25 protein-coding genes are annotated in these 23,904 nt (G+C 61.7%); 7 read left to right on the top strand and 18 right to left on the bottom strand.

The window, feature by feature from the left end; translation table 11 throughout:
* Nucleotides 1-115 precede the first annotated feature (115 nt).
* Nucleotides 116-1,534 carry an aminotransferase-like domain-containing protein gene (locus AMC88_RS11740; RefSeq protein ID WP_012483986.1) on the bottom strand — a complete coding sequence of 473 codons (1,419 nt, stop codon included), beginning with the start codon at nucleotides 1,532-1,534 and terminating at the stop codon, nucleotides 116-118.
* Between the two features lie 80 nt (nucleotides 1,535-1,614).
* On the opposite strand from AMC88_RS11740, the gene AMC88_RS11735 reads away from it, so the two are divergent.
* On the top strand, nucleotides 1,615-1,869 hold the full coding sequence (locus AMC88_RS11735) for a DUF1127 domain-containing protein (protein ID WP_010019069.1): 255 nt from the start codon (nucleotides 1,615-1,617) through the stop codon (nucleotides 1,867-1,869).
* A 28-nt stretch (nucleotides 1,870-1,897) separates the two neighbouring features.
* Here AMC88_RS11735 and AMC88_RS11730 read toward each other — a convergent pair whose 3' ends face one another.
* The 7 genes from AMC88_RS11730 to AMC88_RS11700 form a co-directional block, all read right to left on the bottom strand.
* Nucleotides 1,898-2,296, bottom strand: coding sequence for a hypothetical protein (locus AMC88_RS11730; protein WP_012483985.1), 399 nt, complete (start codon nucleotides 2,294-2,296; stop codon nucleotides 1,898-1,900).
* 83 nt (nucleotides 2,297-2,379) lie between these two features.
* Nucleotides 2,380-3,051 (bottom strand): phosphoribosylformylglycinamidine synthase subunit PurQ, encoded by a 672-nt coding sequence (gene purQ, locus AMC88_RS11725; RefSeq protein ID WP_004676249.1) that lies wholly within the window; start codon nucleotides 3,049-3,051, stop codon nucleotides 2,380-2,382.
* Nucleotides 3,048-3,602, bottom strand: coding sequence for an RNA 2'-phosphotransferase (locus AMC88_RS11720; protein ID WP_010017685.1), 555 nt, complete (start codon nucleotides 3,600-3,602; stop codon nucleotides 3,048-3,050). Before AMC88_RS11720 ends, purQ begins: the two co-directional genes overlap by 4 nt.
* Nucleotides 3,603-3,645: 43 nt before the next feature.
* On the bottom strand, nucleotides 3,646-3,888 hold the full coding sequence (purS, locus tag AMC88_RS11715; protein ID WP_010017683.1) for a phosphoribosylformylglycinamidine synthase subunit PurS: 243 nt from the start codon (nucleotides 3,886-3,888) through the stop codon (nucleotides 3,646-3,648).
* Nucleotides 3,889-3,903: 15 nt separating this feature from the next.
* Nucleotides 3,904-4,668 carry a phosphoribosylaminoimidazolesuccinocarboxamide synthase gene (gene purC / locus AMC88_RS11710; protein ID WP_004676256.1) on the bottom strand — a complete coding sequence of 255 codons (765 nt, stop codon included), beginning with the start codon at nucleotides 4,666-4,668 and terminating at the stop codon, nucleotides 3,904-3,906.
* Between the two features lie 249 nt (nucleotides 4,669-4,917).
* Nucleotides 4,918-7,212: a putative bifunctional diguanylate cyclase/phosphodiesterase gene (locus tag AMC88_RS11705; protein ID WP_064829956.1), complete on the bottom strand. Its 2,295-nt coding sequence runs from the start codon at nucleotides 7,210-7,212 to the stop codon at nucleotides 4,918-4,920.
* Between the two features lie 91 nt (nucleotides 7,213-7,303).
* Nucleotides 7,304-7,861 carry an alpha/beta hydrolase gene (locus AMC88_RS11700; protein WP_004676258.1) on the bottom strand — a complete coding sequence of 186 codons (558 nt, stop codon included), beginning with the start codon at nucleotides 7,859-7,861 and terminating at the stop codon, nucleotides 7,304-7,306.
* Between the two features lie 173 nt (nucleotides 7,862-8,034).
* Here AMC88_RS11700 and AMC88_RS11695 point away from each other — a divergent pair, with 173 nt between their 5' ends.
* From AMC88_RS11695 to AMC88_RS11685, 3 genes are all read left to right on the top strand, one after another.
* Complete coding sequence (locus tag AMC88_RS11695; RefSeq protein ID WP_004676259.1) at nucleotides 8,035-8,838, top strand: DUF2189 domain-containing protein; 804 nt, start codon at nucleotides 8,035-8,037, stop codon at nucleotides 8,836-8,838.
* Nucleotides 8,839-8,944: 106 nt separating this feature from the next.
* Nucleotides 8,945-9,424: a low affinity iron permease family protein gene (locus tag AMC88_RS11690; RefSeq protein WP_012483982.1), complete on the top strand. Its 480-nt coding sequence runs from the start codon at nucleotides 8,945-8,947 to the stop codon at nucleotides 9,422-9,424.
* Nucleotides 9,425-9,481: 57 nt separating this feature from the next.
* Nucleotides 9,482-9,892 carry a hypothetical protein gene (locus tag AMC88_RS11685; RefSeq protein WP_064825316.1) on the top strand — a complete coding sequence of 137 codons (411 nt, stop codon included), beginning with the start codon at nucleotides 9,482-9,484 and terminating at the stop codon, nucleotides 9,890-9,892.
* A 55-nt stretch (nucleotides 9,893-9,947) separates the two neighbouring features.
* On the opposite strand, the gene purB is transcribed toward AMC88_RS11685, so the two are convergent.
* From purB to AMC88_RS11660, 5 genes are all read right to left on the bottom strand, one after another.
* Nucleotides 9,948-11,255, bottom strand: coding sequence for an adenylosuccinate lyase (gene purB / locus AMC88_RS11680; protein WP_012483981.1), 1,308 nt, complete (start codon nucleotides 11,253-11,255; stop codon nucleotides 9,948-9,950).
* A gap of 127 nt (nucleotides 11,256-11,382) precedes the next feature.
* Nucleotides 11,383-11,880: a hypothetical protein gene (locus tag AMC88_RS11675; RefSeq protein ID WP_012483980.1), complete on the bottom strand. Its 498-nt coding sequence runs from the start codon at nucleotides 11,878-11,880 to the stop codon at nucleotides 11,383-11,385.
* 17 nt (nucleotides 11,881-11,897) lie between these two features.
* Nucleotides 11,898-12,623 (bottom strand): DUF2259 domain-containing protein, encoded by a 726-nt coding sequence (locus AMC88_RS11670; RefSeq protein WP_012483979.1) that lies wholly within the window; start codon nucleotides 12,621-12,623, stop codon nucleotides 11,898-11,900.
* Nucleotides 12,620-13,297: a ribulose-phosphate 3-epimerase gene (rpe, locus tag AMC88_RS11665; RefSeq protein WP_012483978.1), complete on the bottom strand. Its 678-nt coding sequence runs from the start codon at nucleotides 13,295-13,297 to the stop codon at nucleotides 12,620-12,622. The genes AMC88_RS11670 and rpe overlap by 4 nt, the downstream gene beginning before the upstream one ends.
* A gap of 63 nt (nucleotides 13,298-13,360) precedes the next feature.
* Complete coding sequence (locus tag AMC88_RS11660) at nucleotides 13,361-14,443, bottom strand: branched-chain amino acid ABC transporter substrate-binding protein (protein WP_012483977.1); 1,083 nt, start codon at nucleotides 14,441-14,443, stop codon at nucleotides 13,361-13,363.
* A 251-nt stretch (nucleotides 14,444-14,694) separates the two neighbouring features.
* Here AMC88_RS11660 and AMC88_RS11655 point away from each other — a divergent pair, with 251 nt between their 5' ends.
* Complete coding sequence (locus AMC88_RS11655; protein ID WP_029531238.1) at nucleotides 14,695-15,189, top strand: flavin reductase; 495 nt, start codon at nucleotides 14,695-14,697, stop codon at nucleotides 15,187-15,189.
* 32 nt (nucleotides 15,190-15,221) lie between these two features.
* Complete coding sequence (locus AMC88_RS11650; protein ID WP_010024859.1) at nucleotides 15,222-15,542, top strand: TfoX/Sxy family protein; 321 nt, start codon at nucleotides 15,222-15,224, stop codon at nucleotides 15,540-15,542.
* On the opposite strand, the gene AMC88_RS11645 is transcribed toward AMC88_RS11650, so the two are convergent.
* From AMC88_RS11645 to AMC88_RS11625, 5 genes are all read right to left on the bottom strand, one after another.
* Nucleotides 15,539-15,961, bottom strand: coding sequence for an NUDIX domain-containing protein (locus AMC88_RS11645; protein ID WP_010024858.1), 423 nt, complete (start codon nucleotides 15,959-15,961; stop codon nucleotides 15,539-15,541). The genes AMC88_RS11650 and AMC88_RS11645 overlap by 4 nt on opposite strands.
* 7 nt (nucleotides 15,962-15,968) lie before the next feature.
* Entirely contained in the window at nucleotides 15,969-17,486 is a 1,518-nt protein-coding gene (locus AMC88_RS11640; protein WP_041683650.1) for a DEAD/DEAH box helicase, read from the bottom strand.
* A 157-nt stretch (nucleotides 17,487-17,643) separates the two neighbouring features.
* Nucleotides 17,644-18,966, bottom strand: a complete 1,323-nt coding sequence (locus AMC88_RS11635; RefSeq protein WP_041683649.1) for a M23 family metallopeptidase — start codon at nucleotides 18,964-18,966, stop codon at nucleotides 17,644-17,646.
* A gap of 105 nt (nucleotides 18,967-19,071) precedes the next feature.
* Nucleotides 19,072-19,899 carry a ferritin-like domain-containing protein gene (locus AMC88_RS11630; RefSeq protein ID WP_012483973.1) on the bottom strand — a complete coding sequence of 276 codons (828 nt, stop codon included), beginning with the start codon at nucleotides 19,897-19,899 and terminating at the stop codon, nucleotides 19,072-19,074.
* Nucleotides 19,896-20,369, bottom strand: a complete 474-nt coding sequence (locus tag AMC88_RS11625; RefSeq protein ID WP_004675614.1) for a peroxiredoxin — start codon at nucleotides 20,367-20,369, stop codon at nucleotides 19,896-19,898. Before AMC88_RS11625 ends, AMC88_RS11630 begins: the two co-directional genes overlap by 4 nt.
* A gap of 125 nt (nucleotides 20,370-20,494) precedes the next feature.
* On the opposite strand from AMC88_RS11625, the gene AMC88_RS11620 reads away from it, so the two are divergent.
* A complete protein-coding gene (locus AMC88_RS11620) occupies nucleotides 20,495-23,893 on the top strand; it encodes a YhdP family protein (protein ID WP_012483971.1) in 3,399 nt (1,132 codons plus the stop codon).
* The last annotated feature ends 11 nt before the right edge of the window (nucleotides 23,894-23,904 follow it).

Below are 23,904 nucleotides of genomic sequence, written 5' to 3'. Positions count from 1 at the left end.
CTTTGATTCCCTCACTTGCGGGATAACCAAGAGGTAGCATGGAGGTCCGGCCGGTAAAGCATTGCCGTTCCGCGCTAATGTTTTTTTTGGAACTATGACGTGTATTTGCAACAGGTCATATTTCGCCGTCGTAGGCGGAGCCGCCATTTTCCAGGAGCCGGCGCAAGATCATCAGTCCGGAGATCAGTTCCTGCCCTGTCTTCGGCGAGGAGAAACCGACGCGAACGCGATGATAGGATTTGTCGCCGCGCGCCGCCTTGAACTCGTCCTCGTCATCGACGAGCACGCCGTCCCGGAAGGCGGCGTTCTTGAATGTGCCGGACATCCACGGCTCCGGCAATTTCAGCCAGAGGAAGGGCGCGTGCAGGTGCGATTCGAACTCGAAGCCCCGCAATTGCTCGCGGGCGATCCGGACACGCCGCGAGAGTTCCTCGACGCTCTGTTTGCGAATCTCGTGCGCCGTGCCGCTTTCGACGAGGCGTGCGCAGGTCTCGGCCAGGATGAAGGGCAGGCCACCGGTGATCATCCGGTGCGTTACCCTTATTCGCTGGGCGAAATGCGGCGGGCACGCGACCCAGCCGCCACGCACGCCGGCGGCGACAGATTTCGACAGGCCGCTAACGAGAAAGGTGCGATCGGATGCAAGTGAGGCGATCAGCGGCGTATCATCGGCGGCCATGCCGCCGTAGAGGTCGTCCTCGATCAGCCAGACGCCGTGTTTTCTGGCGATTGCCGCAATCGCCGCGCGACGCTCATAGGGCATGATCGTCACAGTCGGATTGTGAACGGTCGGCATCAGGAAGGCGAGCTTCGGATGCTGCTGCTGGCAGAGCCGTTCGAAATCGTCGGGAAGCACGCCCTGGTCGTCGAAGTCGACGGTGACCGTGCGGCGGCCGAGAAGGCGGGCGCTGCGGCTAACCTGCGTGTAGCTGAGATTCTCAAAGACGATCTTATCGCCGGGCGCCGAGACGGCTGAAATGACCGATATCGCCGCGGCATGGGCTCCGAGCGTCGGCACGATGTTTTCGGCCTCCGGTGTCCAGCCGCTGCGGGCCAGCCAGCGGCGGCCGGCCTCGAACCAGTTCTTCGGGAAGCTTCGGGAATAGGAGGAGATTTCGGAGAGATGCTGCTCGCCGATCTCCGCGAGAATGCCCGCTATGATCTTGCCCTGGCCAAGATCAGGGGCGGCGGTCGTGTCGAAACGAATCTTGTCGGCGGGCGCATCCTGGAGGCGGGTGCCGCCGAGCGAGATCGTCAGCGGATCGATCTGTTCGCCCGGCGGCGATTCGGAACGGTTCAGCACATAGGTGCCGCGCCCGACTTCGCCGGCAACGAGACCGCGTTCATGCACCAGTGCATAGGCCCGGCCGATCGTGCCGATCGTCACGCCGATATCATAGGCGAGGTTGCGCTGCGGCGGCAATTTGCTGCCAGCGGGCAGGGCGCCGCTGGAGATGGCGGATTCAATGCTGTCGGCAAGGCGGAGATAGACCGGTCCTGAGCCGCGGGAGAGATCGGGAAGCCAATTTGTCATGGTGACAATTCCTATATTGTCACATTGTCCCTGTCAAGATTAAGAGTCAATTCCAACGGACAACCGAGAGGATTCCTGGAATGTCTGCCTTGCCTGAGATCAAAATGCCAATTGTACCGATTGTCTCTTATGAGGACAGGAGGCAGATCATTGTCCCCGACGTGCCCGCCGAGGCGACGCGTTTGAGGCGGATCTGGGCCGCATTTCTTTTATGGTATCAGAAGCGGGAAGGCCGGCGCGCGTTGCGAGGCCTGACGGCGAGCGAACTCAAGGATATTGGGCTGTCGCAGTCCGATGCGGCACGCGAAGTCAGCAAGTCGTTTTTCTGGGATTGATTCCGGTTGCCGAACCTGGCGGTAACGGTCAGCGGCAGCCGTTGTTGCCGCCGGACCAGCGATTGACGTCGGCGGCGATACGGCCGGCAACCGGTTCCTGCATCATCGGACCAAAAGCCTGCAGACGGGCCGGGCTGCCTTCGGCCTGCACGACGAGCAGCGGCCGGCTTTCGGGGCTCCCCTTGTGGACGAGCAGGATGCGCGGGCGACCGGAGAAAGAATTGAGCTCCGGGGCGAGCTTATAGGCCGCGAAGGCCGGATCGTTCGATTTGAACCAACAGGCACTGGCGCCGAGTGCAACGCGCTCCATGGTCGGCAACGCAGCGCGGTTCGGACCCGCTGCCGGCGCCGGCGATTGGCAACCGGCAACGACAGCTGCAAGCGCGGTCAGCAAGGCTACGTTTGCGACGGAGAGGCGAGGGCGCATGATCTGCTCCAGTGATCCGGATGATGGTCTTTCGCATGCCATTGCCCGCAGAGGCCTGCGGGCGGCATGCATTGAGGACGGGCTCAGGCGGCGATGACGTCGAGCGCCGAGGCGAAGAGGCCGCGGCCGTCCGAACCGCCATGGGCGGCTTCGATCAGGTTTTCCGGATGCGGCATCATGCCGAGCACGTTGCCCTTTTCGTTCATGACGGCGGCGATATCGTTGAGCGAGCCGTTGGGATTGGTGCCCTCGGCATAACGGAAGACGACCTGGCCATTACCTTCGATCTTGGCCAGCGTTGCTTCGTCTGCGAAATAATTGCCGTCGTGATGGGCGACCGGGCTGCGGATGACCTGGCCCTGCGCATAAGCGCGGGTGAAATCCGTCTCGGCATTGACGACTTCAAGCTTGATCTCGCGGCAGACAAATTTCAGCGAGGCATTGCGCATCAGCGCGCCCGGCAGCAGGCCGGCTTCGACGAGGATCTGGAAACCGTTGCAGACGCCGAGCACTTTCACGCCCTTGGCCGCCTTGTCGACGATCGCCTGCATGACCGGCATGCGGGCGGCGATCGCGCCGCAACGCAGGTAATCGCCATAAGAGAAGCCGCCGGGGATGACGATCAGGTCGACATCGGGGATCTCCGTTTCCGTCTGCCAGATCGTCACCGGCGGTTTTCCGGAAATCTTGGTCAAGGCGGCGATCATGTCGCGGTCGCGGTTGAGGCCCGGAAGTTGAACGACGGCTGATTTCATGGGGTCCCCGTGTCTGGCGAAAGATATTGAACTGGAACGCTTTCGGCGAGCCATACTCCATTGTCGGAGACAAAGAAAGAATGACCCTCGGAAAACATGCGGGCCGCATCCACACGCAGGATGAGAAATTCACCCTTGCGGCGCGTTGCGACGATTTTCGCGGTTTCGACATCCGCTGAGAGATGAACGTGATGCCGCTGCATCTTCTGCAAGCCTTCACGCTCGATCGACTGCCAATTCACCAAAGACGTGCCGTGAAAGAGAGTGGCAGGCGGTTCCGACGGGTTCAATGCGAGATCGACGTCGATGCTATGACCCTGATTCGCGCGAATTCTGTTGTCGGCAAGGGTGAAGCGCTTCTTCGGATTGTTTTCGATGACCGCAATAATATCAGCGCGGGAAACGCCGTATTTCGACGTCAGCGCTTTTTCGAGTTCATCGAACGACACCCAACCCTCGGCATCAAGCGTCAAACCAGCGGCTTCAGGCGCATGACGCAAAACATAGCTCATATATTTCGAGACTTCCGTCTCCAGCTTTGCCTGCGTCATGACTCCAAATCCTCAAAGCCCGCCGGACGACGGGCGGCGATCGTCAGTCGATTGCGATCGCGTAGTTCTCGATCACCGTGTTGGCGAGGAGCTTCTCGCACATGGCCTTGAGGTCAGCCTCGGCCTTGGCCTTGTCGGCGCCGTCGAGCTCCAGGTCAAAGACCTTGCCCTGTCTGATATGGCCGACGCCCGAGAAGCCGAGGGCGCCGAGCGCGCCTTCGATGGCCTTGCCCTGCGGATCGAGAACGCCGTTTTTCAGCGTGACGGTGACACGAGCCTTGATCACTTTGTCTTTCCTGCCTTACTTGACGAGAACCGGGCCGGTGCCGCGCACAGGCTCGTTTTCATTGATGATGCCGAGACGGCGTGCGACTTCGGAATAGGCTTCGAGCAAGCCGCCGAGATCGCGGCGGAAGCGGTCCTTGTCCATCTTCTCGCGGGTTTCGATATCCCAGAGCCGGCAGCTGTCCGGCGAGATTTCGTCGGCGAGGATGATCCGCATCATGTCGCCTTCGAAGAGGCGGCCGCATTCGATCTTGAAATCGACGAGCTGGATGCCGACGCCGAGGAAAAGACCGGTCATGAAATCGTTGACGCGGATGGCGAGCGCCATGATGTCGTCGAGCTCGGCCGGATTGGCCCAGCCGAAAGCGGTGATATGCTCTTCGGAGACCATCGGATCGTCGAGCGCATCGGACTTATAATAGAATTCGATGATCGAGCGCGGCAGGACAACGCCTTCCTCGATGCCGAGGCGCTTGGCAAGCGAACCGGCGGCGACATTGCGCACGACGATCTCCAGCGGAATCATCTCTACTTCCTTGATCAACTGCTCGCGCATGTTGAGCCGGCGGATGAAATGGGTCGGGATGCCGATCTTGTTCAGATGGCTGAAGATATATTCGGAAATGCGGTTGTTGAGGACGCCCTTGCCGTCGATGACTTCGTGTTTCTTCTTATTGAAAGCGGTGGCATCGTCCTTGAAAAACTGGATCAAGGTTCCCGGTTCCGGACCCTCATACAGAATCTTTGCCTTGCCCTCGTAAATACGGCGGCGACGGTTCATCGTGGTCATTCTCTGTTGTTGGCGCTCTTGGGATGGCGCGAGTGGATCGATCTCGTGGCGTCCCCTTAAAGGAAAAGAGTGAGTTTCACAATCCGCCTGTCGCTCCTTCCCTCTTTTCGGGATTCTGGCCCCGGTTTCCGGATTCTGCGGAAATACCGTCAAGAGAATCGAATGGATTCCCAAGGCGAGTTTAGCGGCTTTTGCTGTACGGTGGAATGAAGGCGAAATGGCGGGCGGCTTATACAGGTTTTATTTGTTGGCTCTGCCTGGCAGTGCGTGGCGAAGATGCGCCTGCAAGGCGCGTGCGCCGGTCTGCCCATGGCGCCAGCTTCCGGCACGGATGAAGGAGGGGATCTGCATGGCGGGCATCGGCCGGGCGAGCGCATAGCCCTGCAGGGTGTCGCAGTCGAGGTCTTCGAGAATGCGGATGTGGTCGGCCGTTTCGACGCCTTCGGCAATGACGCGGATGTTCAGTGAGCGGCCGATGTCGATGATCGAGCCGACGAGCTTGCGCTGCTCGGCCGATTGCGGCAGCAGCCGGATCAGCTCGCGATCGATCTTAAGCGTCTTCGGGCTCAGGCGCAGCAGGCTGACGATCGAGGCGTGCCCGGTGCCGAAATCGTCGATCTGGACGTCGATGCCGAGCTTGCGCAGCTTCTTGAGGTTGGCCGTCACCACCTCGTCGCATTCGTCGAGCGAGATCGATTCCAGCAGTTCGAAGGCGATGGCACCGGGTTCAATCTTCAGGGCGCGGAGCTTCTTGCCGAGATCGGGATCGGCAAGCCGGCGGGCGGAAACGTTGACCGATACTTTCGGGATCGACAAGCCCTCCTTGATCCACGCGCGGCGGTCGGCCAGCGCGCGCTCCAGAATTAGCGCGTCGATCGTCGAGACGACGTCGAGATCCTCGGCAATATCGAGAAAGCGGTCGGGCGCCAGCAGCCCGTGGCGGGGATGCTGCCAGCGGGCGAGCGTCTCGACGCCGGTGACATCGAGCGTGCGGGCATCGAACTGCAATTGATAGAAGGGCACGAATTCGTTGCGCTCGAGGCCGATCAGGATCTCGTCGGCGAGATGTTTGGCCAAAACAATGTCGCGGCGGGCTGACGCCGAGAAGAATTCGAAGCGGTTGCGGCCGAGGCCCTTGGCGCGATAGAGCGCGATATCGGCATCGAGCAGCGTCTGCTTGGCGTCGAGCTTGGGACTGCTATCGATGGCAATGCCGATGCTGGCGCCGAAACGGCAGTCGTGCCCCTCGTATCTGACAGGCTTGCGCAATTTGTGAATGATGCGTTGGGCAAGGCCGCCGATCTTCTTCGACGCGGCATCCATGGTGCAGAGGATGACGAATTCATCGCCGCCGATGCGGGCGACGAAATCGGCAGCGCGGACGGAGTTTCTGAGCACATTCGCCGCGTGCTGGAGCATGGCGTCGCCGGCTCGGTGACCAAGCGTGTCGTTGATCTGCTTGAAGCGGTCGAGATCGACGTGGAGGATCGCCAGGGCAAGGCCCTTGGCGCGACATTCGGCCGAGCGCTCCTCCAGCATCTTGTCGAGATAGCGCCGGTTCGGGAGATCGGTGAGGTAGTCATGCAGCGCCAAGCGCTCGATGCTCTCCTTGGCGGCTTCGAGCTCGCGGTTGCGGGCCTCGGCCAGGTCCTTGGCGCGCTGCAGCTCATTGCGCAACGCGACGTCTTCTGTGACGTCCCAGTTGGCGCCGATCAGTTTGCGGTGGCCGTTGCCATCGACGAAAAAGGCCGAGCGGGCGCGGATGATGCGTTCGACGCCGTCACCACGGATGATGCGATATTCCTGCTGGAAATCGCTGCCGCCTTCGACGCTGCGGCCGGCCAGGCCGAGCACCCGTTCGCGGTCGTCGGGATGCAGGCTTTTCGCCCAGGCATCGCCCGCGATCTGATGCGAGGCGCCCTGCAGGCCGTAAATCGCGATGAGGCGATCGTCCCATTCGACCGTATCATTCTCAATATCGGCCTCGAAAACGCCGATATGGGAAATCTCCAGCGCCAGGTCGAGCCGGCGTGACAGGCGCGACAGCGTCTCCTCGGCTTCCTTGCGCGCGGTGATATCGATATCCGTGCCGACGATGCGTGACGGTACGCCGTTCTCGTCCCATTCCACGCAAGCGCCGCGGCAGTCGATCCAGACCCAGTGGCCGTCCCTGTGGCGCTCACGATACTGGAAGATCTGATAATTCGGGTCGCCGGCGTTCTGGCGCTCGATGGCATGCGCGACGAAATCTCGGTCATCGGGATGGACGAGCTGCAGCCATGCATCGTAATCGCCAGCGACCACCTCGTCGGGCGCCATGCCGCGAATGGTTTTCCACGTGGGCGAGTAATATTTCCGGTCGAGCCGATAGTTGTGATCCCATACGCCGAGGCCCGAGCCGACCAGCGCATGGTTCCATCGGCTCTCCCGCTCCGCCAGCTCGGCATCGCCGGCTGCCCCGTTGACGCCTGCCGCAGCCGCTGCGGCATCGCCATGCGGGCTCTCGGCCTCTGGATGGGCTTTCTTCACGGGCATTCTCGCTTATTCATCTCGGGCGCAGTCTGCTGTCTTTCCATTAAGAAAGACTTAGAAAGCAATTGCTGAATTAACGAGAAGGCGGTTTTCCTCAATCAGCAGAGAGACGGCTCAGGAACTGGGCAAAGACCATGGTGCCCTCCGGCCAGGGACCGTGACCGGAATCGGCATTGATATGTCCCGCTTCACCGGCATCGACGAGAAACGAGCCCCAGCTGCTGGCCATATCGTCGGCATGCTCATAGCTGCCGAACGGATCGTTGCGGCTGGCGACGGTGATCGACGGGAAGGGCAGCGGATCGCGCGGATAGGGGCCGAAGGTCATCAGATGCTTCGGGCGGATATCGGGATTGGTGACATCGGGCGGGGCGACGAAGAAGGCTCCTGCCACCCGGTTGCGGAAAAGCGGGATGGCGTGGATCGCCGAGGGCACGCCGAGCGAATGGGCGACAAGCACGACGGGCCGGGTCGAGGCGTTCACCTCCTCGGCGATGCGGGCGATCCAGTCCTCGCGGACCGGCTTCGTCCATTCCGCCTGTTCGACGCGCCGCGCCGTGCTGAGCTTCGCTTCCCAGCGGCTCTGCCAATGGCCGGGGCCGGAATTGGTATAGCCGGGGATGATGAGGATATCTGCGTCTGAGGCTTTCATAGTGCCGCCGATGTGAGAAAGCCTGTCGAAGATGTCAAGAGGGGCATCAAGGGAGAGAGCGACACGCGCCTTGATATTTGTTATATTGCTCCAGTGCCGGTTGCGGATTTCGTATCGGCTTGCCCGCCGATGCGTGCCGCTGCCGACCAATCTCGGCTGAGGAGGAGAAAGCCATGGCGGCATTTCATGTCATGACGGGTGCCAGCGACAGCTTGGCGCGGCCCGTCGTCAATCGCATTGGCATTGCTGACGTCTTCGACGCATTGAAGCGCGGGTTCGAGGATTTTAAGGAAAAACCCTCGCATTACGTGTTCCTGTGCCTGATGTACCCGATCGCAGGCGTCTTCCTGACGCTATGGACCTCCGGCGCTAATCTTCTGCCGATGGTCTTCCCGCTGATGTCCGGCTTCGTCCTGATCGGACCGATCGCGGCGATCGGCCTTTATGAGATCAGCCGCCGGCGCGAGGATGGACTCGACACGTCATGGACGCATGCGCTCGACGTGCGCCATTCGCCGGCATTGCCGTCGATCGTCGCGGTCGGGCTGATGCTTTTTGGGCTTTTCGTCGTCTGGCTGGTGACGGCGCAGACGCTTTATACCAATCTCCTCGGAGAAGTGTTTCCGCGCACCATGACGGATTTCACCCGCCAGGTTTTCGGTACGGCTGAAGGCCTGCAGCTGATCATCTGGGGCAATCTCATCGGCTTCGGCTTCGCGCTGGTGGTGCTGGCGATCTCCGTCATCACCTTTCCGCTGCTGCTCGACCGCGATGTCGGGGCGGTCGCCGCCGTCGTGACCTCGATCCGTGCCACGATCATCAATCCGGTGCCGGTGCTGCTCTGGGGTCTGATCGTCGCCGCACTCCTCGTCATCGGCACGATCCCCGTCTTTGCCGGGCTTGCGCTCGTTATCCCGATCCTCGGCCATGCGACCTGGCATCTCTATCGCAAGCTGGTTGCGCGGGAGGCCGCGTAGCCACGGTTTTGCCCCTCGGAGATTTTCGGATTCCGATTCTTCAAGGGAACCTCGAACCTGCCTCGGAGTTTAAATATGGCTCCGAGGGAGGATTTCAGAGGTAACGATGAAGCATCTGTTTGCCCGCTTCGCAACCAAGACATCAGAATGGGCGGGCAAGCCCGTCATCTTCATCCTGGCTCTGAGTATCGTCATCATCTGGGCGTTGCTCGGGCCCTTCTTCGACTATTCGGAAACCTGGCAGCTGATCATCAACACCGGCACGACCATCATCACCTTCCTGATGGTCTTCGTGCTGCAGAACGCACAGACGCGCGACACGCGGGCGATCCAGGCCAAACTCAACGAAATCATCCTGACAAGCCATGCCGAAAATCGCTTCATCGGCATCGAAAATCTCGACGAGGAGGAGCTGAAACATCTCGACCAGCTGGTCGCCAAGGCTGCCAAGGGCAGGGGCGAGACGGAGGCTTGCAGAACTGCGGAGGCCGCGGAAGCCATTACGCCGAAAAAGACCGATGCGCGTAAGCGATCGGCGAATGCTAAGGGCTCGAAGATGAAGCAACGACCGCTTGAGAAGAGCTGAATTCCTCAATATGCATTTATAACGCATGTCGGGTCTAAAGCTGTTTTGCAGGGGAAAATGCGCGATTCCTTTCTCAGAGAACCGCAGGTCGAATTGTTTTTTCAGGCCTATCTCATAGGGCTGCCATTGGGCCATTTGCCATTTTTCTTCAGTGATCTAGGCCTTGGTCTGCTGTTCGCGAAGTTTTTTCTTTCGCTTCCGATCGTTTTTTTATTGTTTATTTTTTATCGCATTAAATATGCTGCAGTAAATTCACGCCCATTTTTGTGGGGATCCATCATCTTTATCGCAACGTTGGTGTTAATCGTTGCGTCGTTCTTTTTGATACGCGGCGGGATAAATGATCCTACACGGAAGGACATGACAATATTGAATATTATCCTGATTTTGTCCGCTCCTTCTCTCCTTGCGACATGCATCTACTTCCCGGTCATGATCAGGCTGCGGCTAAGACGGAGCGTCGGCTAGACAGCGCAGGAGACAACGGCGCCGGGAGGCGCCGCCATAACGCAGAAAAGAATCCTTATGCGGCTCCAAACACCCGCCGGAAGATCGTATCGACGTGCTTGGTATGATAGCCAAGGTCGAACTTCTCGCGAATATCCTCCTCGGACAGCGCAGCGCGCACTTCGGTATCCGCCAGCAGCTCTTCCAGGAAATCCTTGCCCTGCTCCCAGACCTTCATGGCGTTGCGCTGCACCAGGCGGTAGGCGTCCTCGCGGGAGGTGCCGGCCTGGGTCAGCGCCAGGAGGACGCGTTGGGAGTGGACGAGGCCGCGGAACTTGTTGAGGTTCTTTTCCATGTTCTCCGGGTAGACCAACAGCTTTTCGATGGCGCCGGCCAGACGTGAGAGGGCGAAATCGAGGGTGACGGTAGCGTCGGGGCCGATCATGCGTTCGACCGAGGAGTGGGAGATATCGCGCTCGTGCCAGAGGGCGACATTTTCCATGGCCGGTAGGGCGTAGGAGCGGACCATGCGGGCGAGGCCGGTCAGGTTTTCGGTCAGCACAGGGTTACGCTTGTGCGGCATCGCCGAGGAGCCCTTCTGGCCGGGCGAGAAATATTCCTCGGCTTCCAGAACCTCGGTGCGCTGCAGGTGGCGGATCTCGGTCGCCAGCCGCTCGATCGAGGAGGCAACGACGCCGAGGGTGGCGAAGTACATGGCATGGCGGTCGCGCGGGATGACCTGGGTCGAGACCGGCTCGGCCTTCAGGCCAAGCGCCTCGGCGACATGTTCCTCGACGCGCGGATCGATATTGGCGAAGGTGCCGACGGCGCCGGAGATGGCGCAGGTCGCGACTTCCTCGCGGGCGGCGACGAGGCGCTGGCGGCAGCGCTCGAATTCGGCATAGGCGAGAGCCAGCTTGACGCCGAAGGTGGTAGGCTCGGCATGGATGCCGTGCGAGCGACCGATGGTGACGGTGTCCTTGTGTTCGAAGGCGCGGGTTTTCAGCGCTGCCAGCAGCCGGTCGAGATCGGCAATCAGAATATCGGTGGCGCGCACCAACTGAACGTTGAAGCAGGTGTCGAGCACGTCGGACGAGGTCATGCCCTGGTGGACGAAACGTGCATCCGGGCCGACGATCTCGGCGAGATGGGTCAGGAAGGCGATGACGTCATGCTTGGTGACAGCCTCGATCTCGTCGATCCGGGCGACGTCGAAGGTGGCCGCACCGCCTTTTTCCCAGATGGTCTTTGCCGCCGATTTCGGGATGACGCCGAGCTCGGCCAGCGCGTCGCAGGCATGCGCCTCGATCTCGAACCAGATGCGGAACTTGGTTTCGGGAGACCAGATGGCGACCATTTCGGGCCGGGAATAACGCGGGATCATGGGCGGCTGCCTTCACTTCAAGAGGTTTGCGTCAATGTTCTGTTTTTGCGCAATTTCGGGCGCAAAACCGCTGAACACTTTTGCTGAAATTGCTTCAGCGCCCCTGTAGCAAAGACGGGCGGCAATCTCAACGCATGCGTTTCGCAAGATAATAGCTGCTGGCGACAAGGCAGACGAGACCGAGCGGCAGGAAAAGGCGCAGACCGATCACCAGGAACTGATAGACGGCGCTGATGCTGGTGAAGATGAACTGGAAGACCCAGATGCCGCTTCCGAAGGGTGCGTGCCAGCGCGAATAGAAGATCCGATATTCCATCGCGAAGAGGAAGGCAGTCATCGCGATCGTGGCCGCGATCAGTATCACGAAAAAGGCGGCGAAACGTGCCTCCGGCGGCTTGCCATAGGCGAGAAAGCGGGCAGTCGGCAAAGCGAAGGGCCAGGCGAGCAGGCCGCCGAGGAAATAGAGCGCGGCGACTTCGGCAAGGCGGCTCGTCTCCAGGCCGTTGCGCAGATAGAGGCCGAGCATGGCGGAGACGAGCATCTGCATGCCCCAGAGCGGCGCGCCGGCAACCAGATCGGGGTAGGGCGGCCATGCCGCGCGTATGCGGCTCCTCCGGCGCTCCATTCTGGAATGATCCAGGCTCAGGGATGAACCGGAACGGCGATCCAGCGCCCGTTCCTTTGCGCATCGAAGGCCAGCACCAGGGCGATATGAACCTGGTTTCCCGCTTCCGGCTGATAGACGACGGCGCCGCCGATTCTATATTCGACCGAGCACGCGCGCTCGGTTGGAACCGTTTGCACCTGGCGCGCTGCCTGCCGGTTCGGAACGCCTTCCTTCTCAATCATCTGCAGGCTGAAGCCGAGGACCCGCTTGGCGACCGCCGCGCAGTCCGTCGGCGCCGCTATCGGCAACTCGCCGAGCGAAAGCGTGTAGGGCGATTTCGGCGGGCCGTCGGTCGCAAGTGTCGTGTAGCGCAGCGTCTTTGCGGGAGAGCCGAGTTCGGTCGGCGGATTGAAGGCGGCAATCAGGCCGGGGTTGGTCAGCAGATCGTATTTGTCCATCTGACCGCGTGCCGCCGTCAGGTTCTGCCGCCGTGCCTTGGAAAGATTGGCGTCCTTGTCGGTCAGCTCGGTGCGGAAGGGCGTGCCTTCGAGATACTGGCCCTTGTCGGTATCGATGAAATAGGTGTTGGAATAGGGGACATTGCTGCCCTCCTTGATGCCGAACTCCTGAAACGCGAAGACCTTGCCGTCGGCGGAAAAGCCGATTGGCTGGATGCTGGCAATGTCGCCGGCAAGTGACACGCCGGGCAGGCCAGCAAGTGCCGCGGCCAGCAGGCCGCCGATGAAAAGCTGCTTCTTCATGATCGTGCCCCTTCGGCTGCCTGGCGCAGATCGGCGACGGTCTTGCGATAATTCTCGACCGTGCCGCCCTTGAAAATCGCCGAGCCGGCGACGAGGACGTTGCCGCCGGCGCGGGCGATTGCCGGCGCCGTCTCCACGGTGACGCCGCCATCGACCTCAAGCTCGATCGGCCTGTCTCCGATCATTGATTTTGCCGCCGCGATCTTGCCCGCCATTGCCGGAATGAACTTCTGTCCGCCGAAGCCTGGATTGACCGACATAATGAGGATGAGGTCGACATCGTCGAGCACGTTCTCGATGGCGCTGAGCGGAGTTGCCGGATTGAGTGTCACCCCGACCTTCTTGCCGAGATTGCGGACGGTCTGCAGCGACCGGTGCAGATGCGGCCCGGATTCGGCGTGGACGGTTATGCGGTCGCAGCCGGCCTTGGCGAAAGCTTCGAGATAGTCGTCGACCGGCGAGATCATCAAGTGGCAGTCGAAGGTGGCATCCGTATAGGCGCGCAGCGACTTGATGACATCCGGGCCGAAGGAGATGTTGGGCACGAAATGCCCATCCATCACGTCGAGGTGGATCCAGTCGGCCCCGGCGGCGGTGACATTGCGCACCTCCTCGCCGAGCCTGGCGAAATCCGCCGCGAGGATCGAGGGGGCAATGCGAATGGGCAGCGTCATCAAGTCTTACTCCCGTATGGGCGCCAGCCGAGCACGGCGCCGGAATTCAAGGCTGACGACCGCTCATTGCGTCGGCGCAGCCGGTGGAAAAAAGCCGTTGCCGCGCCATTCGAGCAGGCGGTACGGGTTTTGCGACAGTTCATGCGTGCCGGTGAAGGCGACGGCACCGACCGGGGTCTGGAATGTCGTGCCGAGCAGCGTCTCCAGGAGGGGCTTGCCGGCCGCAGCGGCGGCTTCGGCCGCCTGGCCGGCAATCAATGCCGCTGCAAGCGACGGCAGAACATAACCTTCCGGCTCGATCCCCTTGGCGCGTAAGGTTTCGGCCGTCGCCGCGGCTTCCGGCAGGACGGCATATTCGGGCAGGGCGACGGCGCGCACGCCAGGCCCGAGCGGCAGCGGCTGATCGGCGGCGCGCATGGCGTCGCCACCGAGGATGGCGAGGGGGATGTTCTCAGCCTCCGCGTCGCGGGCGATGACGGCGACGTCGTTGCGGTCGCCGCCGACGAAAACCCTGGTGGCGCCCGCCCGTTTCAGGCGGCGGACAAGAGCGATCTGCTGCTCCTGCCCCGGGCGATAGGTATCGGTGAAGACCGGTTTCAGGCCGTTCTGTTCCAGCGTATTGCGCACCGCTTCCGTCAGTTCGCGGCCGTGAATGGTGCCGTCCTCGATCAGGGCGATCGGATCGGCGGCCCAGTCCTTCAGGATCACTTCATTGATCTTTGCCGCCTCGGCGCCATCGGCAGGCGCCATGCGGAAGAGCGACCAGCCGTTTTTCAGCGCATCCTCCATCAGGATGCGCGAGCGCACGGAGACGGTGATCGCCGGAATTCCGGCATCCTTGAGCTTCGGCAGGGCGCCTTCGAGCGTCTCGCTACAAAGAAAGCCGACGGCGATCTGCACCTTGGCCGCGACAAGCGCATCACCGACTGCCGCCCCGCTATTGTCTTCGCAGGTCTCGTTGACCGCGACGAGCGTATTGCCTGACTGCTGGATCTCGAAACCGGCGCCGGCGGCAATCTGGGCGCCGAGCAGGGCGAGCGGGCCGTTCTGGGGCGCAACGACGCCGATCGTCACGCCGGCCGCATGGCCTTGCGCCGCCGCTCCCAGCAGCATCAGAACGGCTGCTATGCCACGCAGGTTGATCATGAAAGGCGGAGATCCCTAGCCATCGTCCATGCCCTTTTATCCGCAAGGCCGCGATCGTCAAAGAAAAACAAGCGTAACCCAATGCTTTTCACCGGTCCTATTGTAGAAAAGGTAACCGATGCTCGCCATATTGGCGCGATGGAAGTCGAACAGCAGCGCAGGGCGTCGTTTCGGTGACGCAAAGGACGCTGCAGGACTTTGCATTGCTGTGTAATTGTATGCAGTCGGCAGAAGAGCGCACGGAGACGCAGGTGTTGAACAGACAGCATATCGACCCCGGCCTTTATCGGGATGCCATGAGCCGCTACGCCGGCCACGTGCAGCTCGTGACGACGGCTACGGAAGGCTTGCGTCGGGGCGTCACCATCACGGCTGCCTGCTCGGTCTCGGATAATCCGGCCTCGGTGCTGATCTGCCTCAACAACACCAATCCGAAGAACGAGATATTTTTCCGCAGCGGCATCTTCGTGCTGAATACGCTCGGCGCTCACCATCAGGGCGTCGCCGACGCTTTCTCCGGACGCACGGCGCTTACCGATGAGGAACGCTTTGCCAGCGCCCGTTTCGACACGCTCGTCACCGGCGCGCCGGTTCTCGCCGATGCGCTTGCTGCCTTCGACTGCCGGGTGACCGACATCAAGGAAATGCCGACCCATAACGTCATCTTCGGCGAAGTCGCCGCCGTCCGCTTCAGCGAGAAGCATCCGGCGCTCATTTACATGAACCGGGATTATCACACGCTGTGATCGGAACAGCCGGAATTTCGAGGGAATAGAGAATGGACAATGCCGGGATCGAGGAAATGTTTCAGGGGCTCGGACCTGTCACGATCAAGCGCATGTTCGGCGGCAAAGGCATTTATCACCTCGGGCGCATTATTGCAGTCGAAGTGCGCGACGAGATGTTGCTGAAAGCCGACGAGACAACCGCCCCGGAATTTGCCGCCGCCGGCGCCACGCAATGGGCCTATGAGGGCAAGAAGGGAAAACCGGTCAAGATGCCCTACTGGTCGATCCCCGAAGAGGCTTACGACGATCCCGATCTGATGGCGAAATGGGTAAGGCTTGCCTATGAGGCGGCGCTACGCGCAGAGGACTAACCGCGCTCAGCAGCCGGCAGGGCTGCTATTGCCGCTTTGGTGAAGGCCGACAGGGGCGTGGGCAGATCCGTTAAGGCAAACCAGCCGAGATCCGAAAGCTTGTCCGGTTCGGTCAATTGCGGCTCGCCTTCGACATTGCGGGCGAGATAGAGGATGGAAATCCAGTGCTGGCGGTCGGCATCGATGATCTGCTCGGTCATGCCGATGCGTTCGATCCGGCCGATCTTGAGGCCGGTTTCTTCTTCGGCCTCGCGACGCGCGGCTTCTTCAGCCGGCTCCATGTGATCGACCTTGCCGCCGACAATGTTCCAGTAGCCGGCTTCAGGCGGATTCACGCGTCTGTAGAGGAGGATCCTGTCGTCTCGCAGGATCACCAGACCAACGCCGAGGCCCGGAAAATCATGGCCGGGCCTGCCCATTGGATGTTCAGACCTTGGCGCTGCCGGCGATCAGCATGAAGGCCGGGATGTCGTCGCCGAAACCGACCGGGGTCGGGCCGTCGTCGTGATCGCGATGACGGCGGCGGTCGCGGCTGTCGTCGTTTGCCGGGTAGGGCCGATTGTGGCGCGCATTGTTTTGCGGCTTCTGCTCTGCTTTGCGCTCGTTCTTCAAGACTTCGGCCCTTGCTGGTGCTGCTTCGATCACTTGGACGTCATTATCCTGGATGTCGTTATCAGATTTATGACTCGCAGCGCCGCGATTGCCGCGTCCGCGCCCACGATCCCTCTCGCCCCGCTCACCCTTTGCGCCGCGCTCGCGGCTGTTGCGCCGCGGGCGCTCGCTGTCGGCGTTTTCTTCGGCCGGCGGCAGCGAATTCACATCGCCGCTCAGCCATTCGACCTTTTCGCCGATCAGCTTCTCGATTGCGTCGACGAATTTGGTGTCGCGCTTGGTCACGAGCGTGAAGGCAGCACCCGAGCGGCCGGCACGGCCGGTGCGGCCGATGCGGTGGACATAGTCCTCGGAGTGGATCGGCACATCGAAATTGAAGACGTGGCTGACATCGGGAATGTCGAGGCCGCGGGCGGCGACGTCGGAGGCAACCAGCAGCTGGAGATTGCCGTCACGGAAGTTCTGCAGCATGGTCGTGCGCGAACGCTGGTCCATGTCGCCATGCAGCGCACCGACGGAGAAGCCGTGGCGCTCGAGCGAGCGGAAAAGATCGGCGACATCCTTCTTGCGGTTACAGAAGATGATGGCGTTCTTTAGTTCGGTCTGCGCACGGACGAGCTCGCGCAGAACCGCGCGCTTCTCGTAGTCCTTGCTGTGCGAGGCGACGAAGCGCTGCGTCACAGTCTTGGCGGTCGATGCCGGCTTTGCCACCTCGATGCGCTCGGGATTCTGCAGGAAGCGGTCGGCGAGCTTCTGGATCTCCGGCGGCATGGTTGCCGAGAAGAACAGCGTCTGGCGGGTGAAGGGGATGAGCTTGGCGATGCGCTCGATATCGGGGATGAACCCCATGTCGAGCATGCGGTCGGCCTCGTCGATGACGAGGATCTCGACGCCGCTCATCAAAAGCTTGCCGCGTTCGAAGTGGTCGAGCAGGCGGCCGGGCGTGCAGATCAGCACATCGGCGCCGCGCTCAAGCTTGCGGTCCTGGTCTTCGAAGGACACGCCGCCGATCAGCAGGGCGACGTTCAGACGGTGGTTCTTGCCGTACTTCTCGAAATTCTCGGCGACCTGGGCAGCGAGTTCGCGGGTCGGCTCGAGGATCAGCGTGCGGGGCATGCGCGCGCGGGCGCGACCCTTTTCCAATAGCGACAGCATCGGCAGAACGAAGGATGCCGTCTTGCCGGTTCCGGTCTGCGCAATGCCGCAAATGTCGCGGCGTTCGAGCGCGAAGGGAATGGCCCCGGCCTGAATAGGCGTGGGGATCGTATAGCCCGCGTCGGTAACAGCGGATAACACTTTTTGGCTCAAGCCAAGGTCAGCGAATGTCGTCAAAGGGAAAACTGTTTCCGTTCCGGTTCGGCCGAGCTCTGAACGAGTCGGCGGGATTGCATGCCGCAATGCAGCGCGACATAGCCCCGAATGGCCGGCAAGTCAAGAAATAGAGAGGCGGCACTCCGTGCAGAGTGAAGCGATGGTTACCTGATGGCTATTACTTGATATAGGTAGCGAGTTTAAGGCCGGCATTCATGAAATATACTGGATCTACCGCCTGGCCGTTCTGGCGCACTTCATAGTGCAGATGGGTACCGGTCGAACGGCCCGTGCTGCCAGCAAGGCCGATGACGTCATTGCGGCCGACCGTGTCGCCGACCTTCACCATAACCTGTGACATATGGCCATAGCGCGTCGAGATGCCGTTGCCGTGGTCGACCTCGACCATGTTGCCGTAGCCGCCGGTCCAGCCGGCGGCGATGACCTTGCCGGGCGCCGTCGGGCGGATCCTTTCGCCCGGCGAAAAGCGGAAGTCGATGCCGGAATGGAGGGCCAGGCGGCCAAGAAACGGGTCGCGGCGGTTGCCGAAGGGGCTGGTGACTTCCTTGCCGATGGCGGGGTTGCGGAAGGGCAGGGACTCGGCAGTGCTGCGCACGGCCTCCAGCCGGGTCAGCGCGCCGTCGAGCGCGGCCAGCGAATTGTTGAAGTCGTCGTTGCTCTCGGGTTCCAGATAGGGGCCGCCGATAGCACTTTCCTCTTCCTGTCTGGCCGCGGCCGTCTCCTCAGGCACAGGAATCTTGAAGCGGGTCAGCACGGTTTCGATGGCGCTGGCGGCATGGCCGGCGTCACTCGTCAGCTGCTCGACGCGGTTGCGCTGGTCCTGCTCGACATCCTTCAGCGACAGCGTCACCTTGGAGAAGATCCGGTCGGCGCGGTCGCCGACCGTCTCGGCGGACGGGACATAGGCAAGCGTCGAATTGTCGGGCGTCGCGTCAGCGGGCGCGCCGCTCGCCAGCTGTCTTTCGATCGCCTCGAGGCCGCCGGTGAGTGAAGCGCGCTTGTCCTTGATATCGGGGGCAAAGGATTGGACGGGCGATGATAGCGCCGGCAGGGCGCCATCCTTTTCCGTCAGGCCGGAGCTTTCGGCGCGGTCGAGCAGGTTGTCGAGCTTGCCGTGGCGCGAGGTGAGCGCCATCTGCTGCTCCATCAGCTTGTCGACCTTATCCTCGACCACCTGCTGGTCAAGAAGCTGGCGGGAGGTGATGCGGTCGACCTGCGAGCGAAGGGCAGCGATGCGGTCCTCGTAGTCATGCTGCATGCGGGCCTGGCGTGCCATGGTGGCGCCGATCAGGTCGTCGCGCAGCACGAGGTAGGAGGTCGCCAGGAGATAGCCGATCGAGAAGACGCCGACGAAGCAGAAGGCAAGCGCTGCCATCCATGGCCGGACCGTCATGTGGCGCACTTTGTCGCCACTTGCCAGGATCAGGATGTGTTCCTGTGCCCGCCTGCCGAATACCCGGTGCTGATGTCCGCTGTTCACGCAGGCTCTCCCGATTGATGCTCTACGCCTCTTTCGGAAAATTAGACACGGTTATGGTTAATGAATGCTTTCTCGGCCGTCATTTGCGCCAGAAAATCAATCACCTCAGGCGTGGCTGATCGATGCCAGCGAGCGGTAGAAGGACGGCGTCAGCCCGGCCTCGGCACGGGCGAGATCGTTGAAGGGCGGCTTCAGCGGCCCGCGGAAATTAGCGCGCACCAGCTCCTGAAAGGCCTTTGCCGGATCGCGCTTTTCGCGGGCGCAGAGGAAACGGAACCATTTGGCGCCGACGGCGACATGGCCCTTTTCGTCGTTATAGATGACGTCGAGAACGGCAGCGCTTTCGAGATCGCCGGTCTCGCGCATCTTGGCCTGCAGCGACGGCGTGACGTCGAGGCCGCGGGCTTCGAGAATCAGCGGCACGACGGCGAGCCTTGCCGTCAGGTCGTTGCGCGTCGAATGGGCCGCCTGCCACAACCCGTCATGGGCGGGAAGATCGCCGTAATCGGCGCCGAGATCGTTGAGGCGGGCGCGCACCATGCGGAAATGTTTCGCCTCCTCGAAAGCGACCTGCATCCAGCCGTCGAAGAAGGAATTCGGCACCTGTTCGGTCGCGAATCGCGCAACGATATCGAGCGCCAGATCGACGGCGTTAAGCTCGATATGGGCGATGGCATGCAGCAGGGCGATCCGGCCCTTCAGCGTGTGCAGCGAGCGCTTCTCTACCTGGGTCGGCGGCGTCAGCAGCGGTTTGTCGGGACGGCCTGGTCTTTCCGGCAGCGCGGCGTCGAGCGGCGAGCGCAGCGACACCCGGCGGGCGAACCAGCGGGTGGCGCTTTCCTGCGCAAGGGCCGTCTTGCGGCCGAGATCGGCCGAGCGGATGGCGTCGATGGCGCCGCCGCGCAACGAGATTATCGCGAAATCACCGGTCACGCGGCCAGATTCCTGACGGCCTCGAGCACGGTTTCGGCATGGCCCTGCACTTTCACCTTCTGCCAGATCGTCGCGATCGTGCCATCGTGGCGGATGAGGAAAGTCGTGCGCTCGACGCCCATGAAGTTGCGGCCGTACATGCTCTTTTCCTTCCAGACGCCATAGGCCTGCAGCGTCGTTTTCTCTTCGTCGGAGGCGAGCGCCACCGACAGACGGTGTTTCCTGATGAACTTGTCATGGCAGGCGGCCGAATCGGGCGACATGCCGATCACGGCAGCGCCGGCTGCTTCAAACTCCGGCGCCAGCGCCGTGAAAGCCAGCGATTCGGCGGTGCAGCCTGTGGTGTCATCCTTGGGATAGAAGAACAGCACCAGCGGCTTGCCGTGAAAATCGGAAAGCGAGACACGGCCGCCGCCGTCGCGGGGGAGATTGAAATCGGGGGCCAGGGCACCGATGCCGGGAACCGCCATTGGGAAAACCTTTCTTTTGCCGGGTTTGTGGATGACACTCTCTCTCCCCGAATTATATAGTGGACGGAAACCCGTCCAGCATGGCCGGGTTCAATTCTTCGATTTAAGGGAGAGCCCGAGGGCGCATGTCAGCCATCCGCGGCGAAAAGGTCACGTTTCGCAAGAAGGATATCGTTGCGCTGGACCGCTTGCCGTCCGCCCAGGCCGAGGATCCGATCATCGTTCATTGCCCGCCGCCGCGGTCGCCGATGCGGCGCACGGCGAAGCTGACCTGCGGCTTTCTGGGACTGATTCTCCTGATTCTCGCGGCGATCGTCTTCACCGTCGAGAGCGGCATGTTCGACAAACCGCTGTCGCAGCAGGCGCAGGCGGCGCTGAACAGCGTGGCCGGACCGCGCTACCGCGCCGAAGTCGGCTCCACGGTCATCCGCTTCACCTCCGACTTCCGGCTGGCGCTCGAAGCGCGCAACGTCAATATGATCGACCAGCAGAGCGGCCAGCACCTGTCGACCACGGGTTCGGTGCGGCTCGGGCTCGATCCGCTGCAGCTCTTCCGCGGCCGTATCGCCGTCGCCGATATCGAAGCGGAGGATATCGCGCTCGATACGGCACTTCTGCCCTCCGGCAACCCCATCAAGCTCGACGATCTGCGCATCGACGCCATGCCGGCGGCGATGGAGAAGATCTTCTCGCAGCTCGACATGTTCGATAGCATCGTGACACGCGGCTCGACCAATTCCGTGCGCATCTCCGGCATCGACGTTAAATTGGCCGATACCGCAAACGGCCCGTTATCGCTCGTGGTCGACAATCTCGTCTTCGCGCATGCCGGTCCATCCTCGCTGCAATTGACAGGTGAGGTTGCGCTGAACGGCGAGGTGGCGGAGCTCGACGTGCGGGCCGAGAAGGAAGGCGGCCAGGTGTCGAGGGTGGTTGCGACGCTCAAGCACGCCGACCTCACGCCCTTTGCGTTGAAACGCAACGATCAGGGCGTGATACGGCAGGGGCTCAGTGCTTTCGTCGACCTGACGGTTTCGGCGACTAGGGAGCGCGACGGCGCGCAGCCAGCACTTGCTGCAACGGTCGATGTTGATCCTGGCCTGATTTATGCGGATGGCGATCCGCAGGAACTGTCGGGCGGACAAATCAATCTGGTCTACGATTTCGCCAAGCAGACGCTCGAGATCGCCAAGTCGAACGCCCAATTCGGCGCGACCACGGTTCCTCTCAACGGCGCGCTGATCGATCTCGACAAACTTGATCCGAAAGCCGGCAAGGGCTTCGGCATTGACGTGCTTGTCAGCGGCGGCACCGCCGCGCCTGGCGGCTCCGGCGAACAGCCGCTCTCCTTCGATATCCAGGCGACCGGACGTTATATGGTCGCCGGGCGGGAATTCCTGTTTCCCAACATGACCGTTTCCAGTCCGCTCGGCGCGCTTTACGGGGCGTTGCACGTCAAGCTCGGCGATAAATCGCCGGAAATCAGCTTCGCCGGGCAGTCCAGAGAGCTGCAGACGACGGCGATCAAGCAGCTCTGGCCGTTCTGGATGGCACCCAAGGTGCGCACATGGGTGCACGGCAATCTCTTTGGCGGCACCGTCACCGATGCCGCCATATCCGTCTTCATCCCATTTGGACGGCTCGACGAGGCAGCCGGCGGCAAGGGATTGAAGCTCGACGCCAACCAAATCCGCATCGGCTTCGACATCGCCGGCGCGCGGATGAACGTTGCCGGCGACATTCCGCCGGTGCGCGATACGGCGGCGCATTTCGACCTGACCGGTCCTGTTGCGACGATTTCGATCAAAAGCGGCACTTCCTATTTCCCCTCCGGCCGGTCCGTCGGTCTCGGGCAGGGAACGTTCGTCATACCTTCCGCCTACGACAAACCGCTGATGGCCGATATCAATCTTGCGGTCTCCGGTGCGGCGGACGCCGTCGGCGAACTCCTGACCTACAAACCGATCCGCGTGCTGCAGCGCGCCGGCTTTACGCCCGACGATTTCAAGGGACACATCGACGCGAACGTGAAGGCGCATTTCGGCCTGCTCTCCTCGCAGAACCCGCCGCCGGCCGAATGGACGGCGGTTATGAAGCTTGCGGACGTCAATCTCGCCAAGCCGTTTTCCGGCCGGACGATCAGCAATCTCGACGGTACTTTGAACGGCAATCCGAAACAGATCACGCTTGACGCCAAGGCAGAGATCGACGGTGTCCCGGCCGACATCGATCTGACCGAGCCGGTCGAGGCATCCGACAGCGCGGCGCGGCAACGGGTGATCACCGCGACACTCTCCGAGGAGCAGCGCAACAGGCTGGTGCCCGGCCTTTCCGGCATCGTCGGCGGCAGCGTGAAAATGGTTCTGACGCGGATCGACGAGGACCGGCAGGACGTCGAGCTGGATCTCACCAGATCGCTGCTCGAACTGCCCTGGATCGGCTGGTCGAAGGGCAGCGGTATTGCCGCCACGGCTGAATTCGAAACATCCGGCCCGACCGACAATATCCAGATCAGGAACTTCCGGCTGAAAGGCGACGGTTTCGGCGCCAGCGGTTCGCTGAATGTCGGCAAGGCGGGACTGATCTCGGCCGATTTCGACAGCGTCAGGCTCTCCTCGCTTGATGATTTCGCCCTGTCGGTGAAGCGCAGCAAAGGCAATTTCGACGTTTCCGTCTCCGGCGACAGCGCCGATGCGCGGCCGGTAATCGCGCGGTTGAAATCGGGCTCCGGCGACGAGGATGGCGGGAATGCCGACAACACCGGCGTGTCGGTGCGCGCCAGGCTGAAAAACGTCATCGGCTTCAACGACGAAAAGGTCGGCAACTTCCAGGCACAGCTGTCACTGCGCGGCGACAAATTGCAGGCGCTGAATTTTTCCGGCATCACCGACAGCGGTGAGGCGGTTGTCAGCCAGATGAAGGATGGCGGCGTCATCAACATCACCAGCGGTGATGCGGGCGCAGTCTCGCGTTTCGCCGATCTCTACCAGCACATGCAGGGCGGCCTGCTCAATCTGGCGATCCGGCTGGGTGCTGAGGGCGGCTGGGACGGCTCGCTCGATGTGCGCCGCTTCTCGATCGTCAACGAACAGCGCCTGCGTTCGATTGTCTCGACACCCGTCGGAAACGAGCAGCGCAGCCTCAACGAGGCCGTCAAACGCGACATTGACACTTCGTCGCAACGCTTCCAGCGCGGTTTTGCCCGCATCGTCTCGCGCAACGGCATGATCGGTATCGAGAACGGCGTGTTGCGCGGCGACCAGATCGGTGCGACCTTCCAGGGTGTGGTGCGCGACCGCAAGGGCAATATGGATATGACCGGCACCTTCATGCCCGCCTACGGTCTCAATCGCCTGTTCGCCGAACTGCCGCTGATCGGGGTCATCCTCGGCAATGGCAGCGACCGCGGACTGATCGGCATCACCTTCAAGTTGACCGGCAAGTTCGACCAGCCGAACCTGCAGATCAACCCGCTTTCGATCATCGCGCCCGGTGTTTTCCGGCAAATCTTCGAGTTTCAATAAGACGGGCAAGC

Source organism: Rhizobium phaseoli (assembly GCF_001664385.1).
GTDB lineage: Bacteria > Pseudomonadota > Alphaproteobacteria > Rhizobiales > Rhizobiaceae > Rhizobium > Rhizobium phaseoli.
The sequence above is the reverse complement of the archived record's forward strand: the minus strand, read 5'-3'. Positions and strand labels throughout refer to the sequence as shown.

Coding starts and splice junctions, on each gene's coding strand:
- AMC88_RS11740 (WP_012483986.1), bottom strand. CDS start 1,534: ATGACAAATTGGCTTCCCGATCTCTCCCGCGGCTCAGGACCGGTCTAT.
- AMC88_RS11735 (WP_010019069.1), top strand. CDS start 1,615: ATGTCTGCCTTGCCTGAGATCAAAATGCCAATTGTACCGATTGTCTCT.
- AMC88_RS11730 (WP_012483985.1), bottom strand. CDS start 2,296: ATGCGCCCTCGCCTCTCCGTCGCAAACGTAGCCTTGCTGACCGCGCTT.
- purQ (WP_004676249.1), bottom strand. CDS start 3,051: ATGAAATCAGCCGTCGTTCAACTTCCGGGCCTCAACCGCGACCGCGAC.
- AMC88_RS11720 (WP_010017685.1), bottom strand. CDS start 3,602: ATGACGCAGGCAAAGCTGGAGACGGAAGTCTCGAAATATATGAGCTAT.
- purC (WP_004676256.1), bottom strand. CDS start 4,668: ATGAACCGTCGCCGCCGTATTTACGAGGGCAAGGCAAAGATTCTGTAT.
- AMC88_RS11705 (WP_064829956.1), bottom strand. CDS start 7,212: ATGCCCGTGAAGAAAGCCCATCCAGAGGCCGAGAGCCCGCATGGCGAT.
- AMC88_RS11700 (WP_004676258.1), bottom strand. CDS start 7,861: ATGAAAGCCTCAGACGCAGATATCCTCATCATCCCCGGCTATACCAAT.
- AMC88_RS11695 (WP_004676259.1), top strand. CDS start 8,035: ATGGCGGCATTTCATGTCATGACGGGTGCCAGCGACAGCTTGGCGCGG.
- AMC88_RS11690 (WP_012483982.1), top strand. CDS start 8,945: ATGAAGCATCTGTTTGCCCGCTTCGCAACCAAGACATCAGAATGGGCG.
- AMC88_RS11685 (WP_064825316.1), top strand. CDS start 9,482: ATGCGCGATTCCTTTCTCAGAGAACCGCAGGTCGAATTGTTTTTTCAG.
- purB (WP_012483981.1), bottom strand. CDS start 11,255: ATGATCCCGCGTTATTCCCGGCCCGAAATGGTCGCCATCTGGTCTCCC.
- AMC88_RS11675 (WP_012483980.1), bottom strand. CDS start 11,880: ATGGAGCGCCGGAGGAGCCGCATACGCGCGGCATGGCCGCCCTACCCC.
- AMC88_RS11670 (WP_012483979.1), bottom strand. CDS start 12,623: ATGAAGAAGCAGCTTTTCATCGGCGGCCTGCTGGCCGCGGCACTTGCT.
- rpe (WP_012483978.1), bottom strand. CDS start 13,297: ATGACGCTGCCCATTCGCATTGCCCCCTCGATCCTCGCGGCGGATTTC.
- AMC88_RS11660 (WP_012483977.1), bottom strand. CDS start 14,443: ATGATCAACCTGCGTGGCATAGCAGCCGTTCTGATGCTGCTGGGAGCG.
- AMC88_RS11650 (WP_010024859.1), top strand. CDS start 15,222: ATGGACAATGCCGGGATCGAGGAAATGTTTCAGGGGCTCGGACCTGTC.
- AMC88_RS11645 (WP_010024858.1), bottom strand. CDS start 15,961: ATGGGCAGGCCCGGCCATGATTTTCCGGGCCTCGGCGTTGGTCTGGTG.
- AMC88_RS11625 (WP_004675614.1), bottom strand. CDS start 20,369: ATGGCGGTTCCCGGCATCGGTGCCCTGGCCCCCGATTTCAATCTCCCC.
- AMC88_RS11620 (WP_012483971.1), top strand. CDS start 20,495: ATGTCAGCCATCCGCGGCGAAAAGGTCACGTTTCGCAAGAAGGATATC.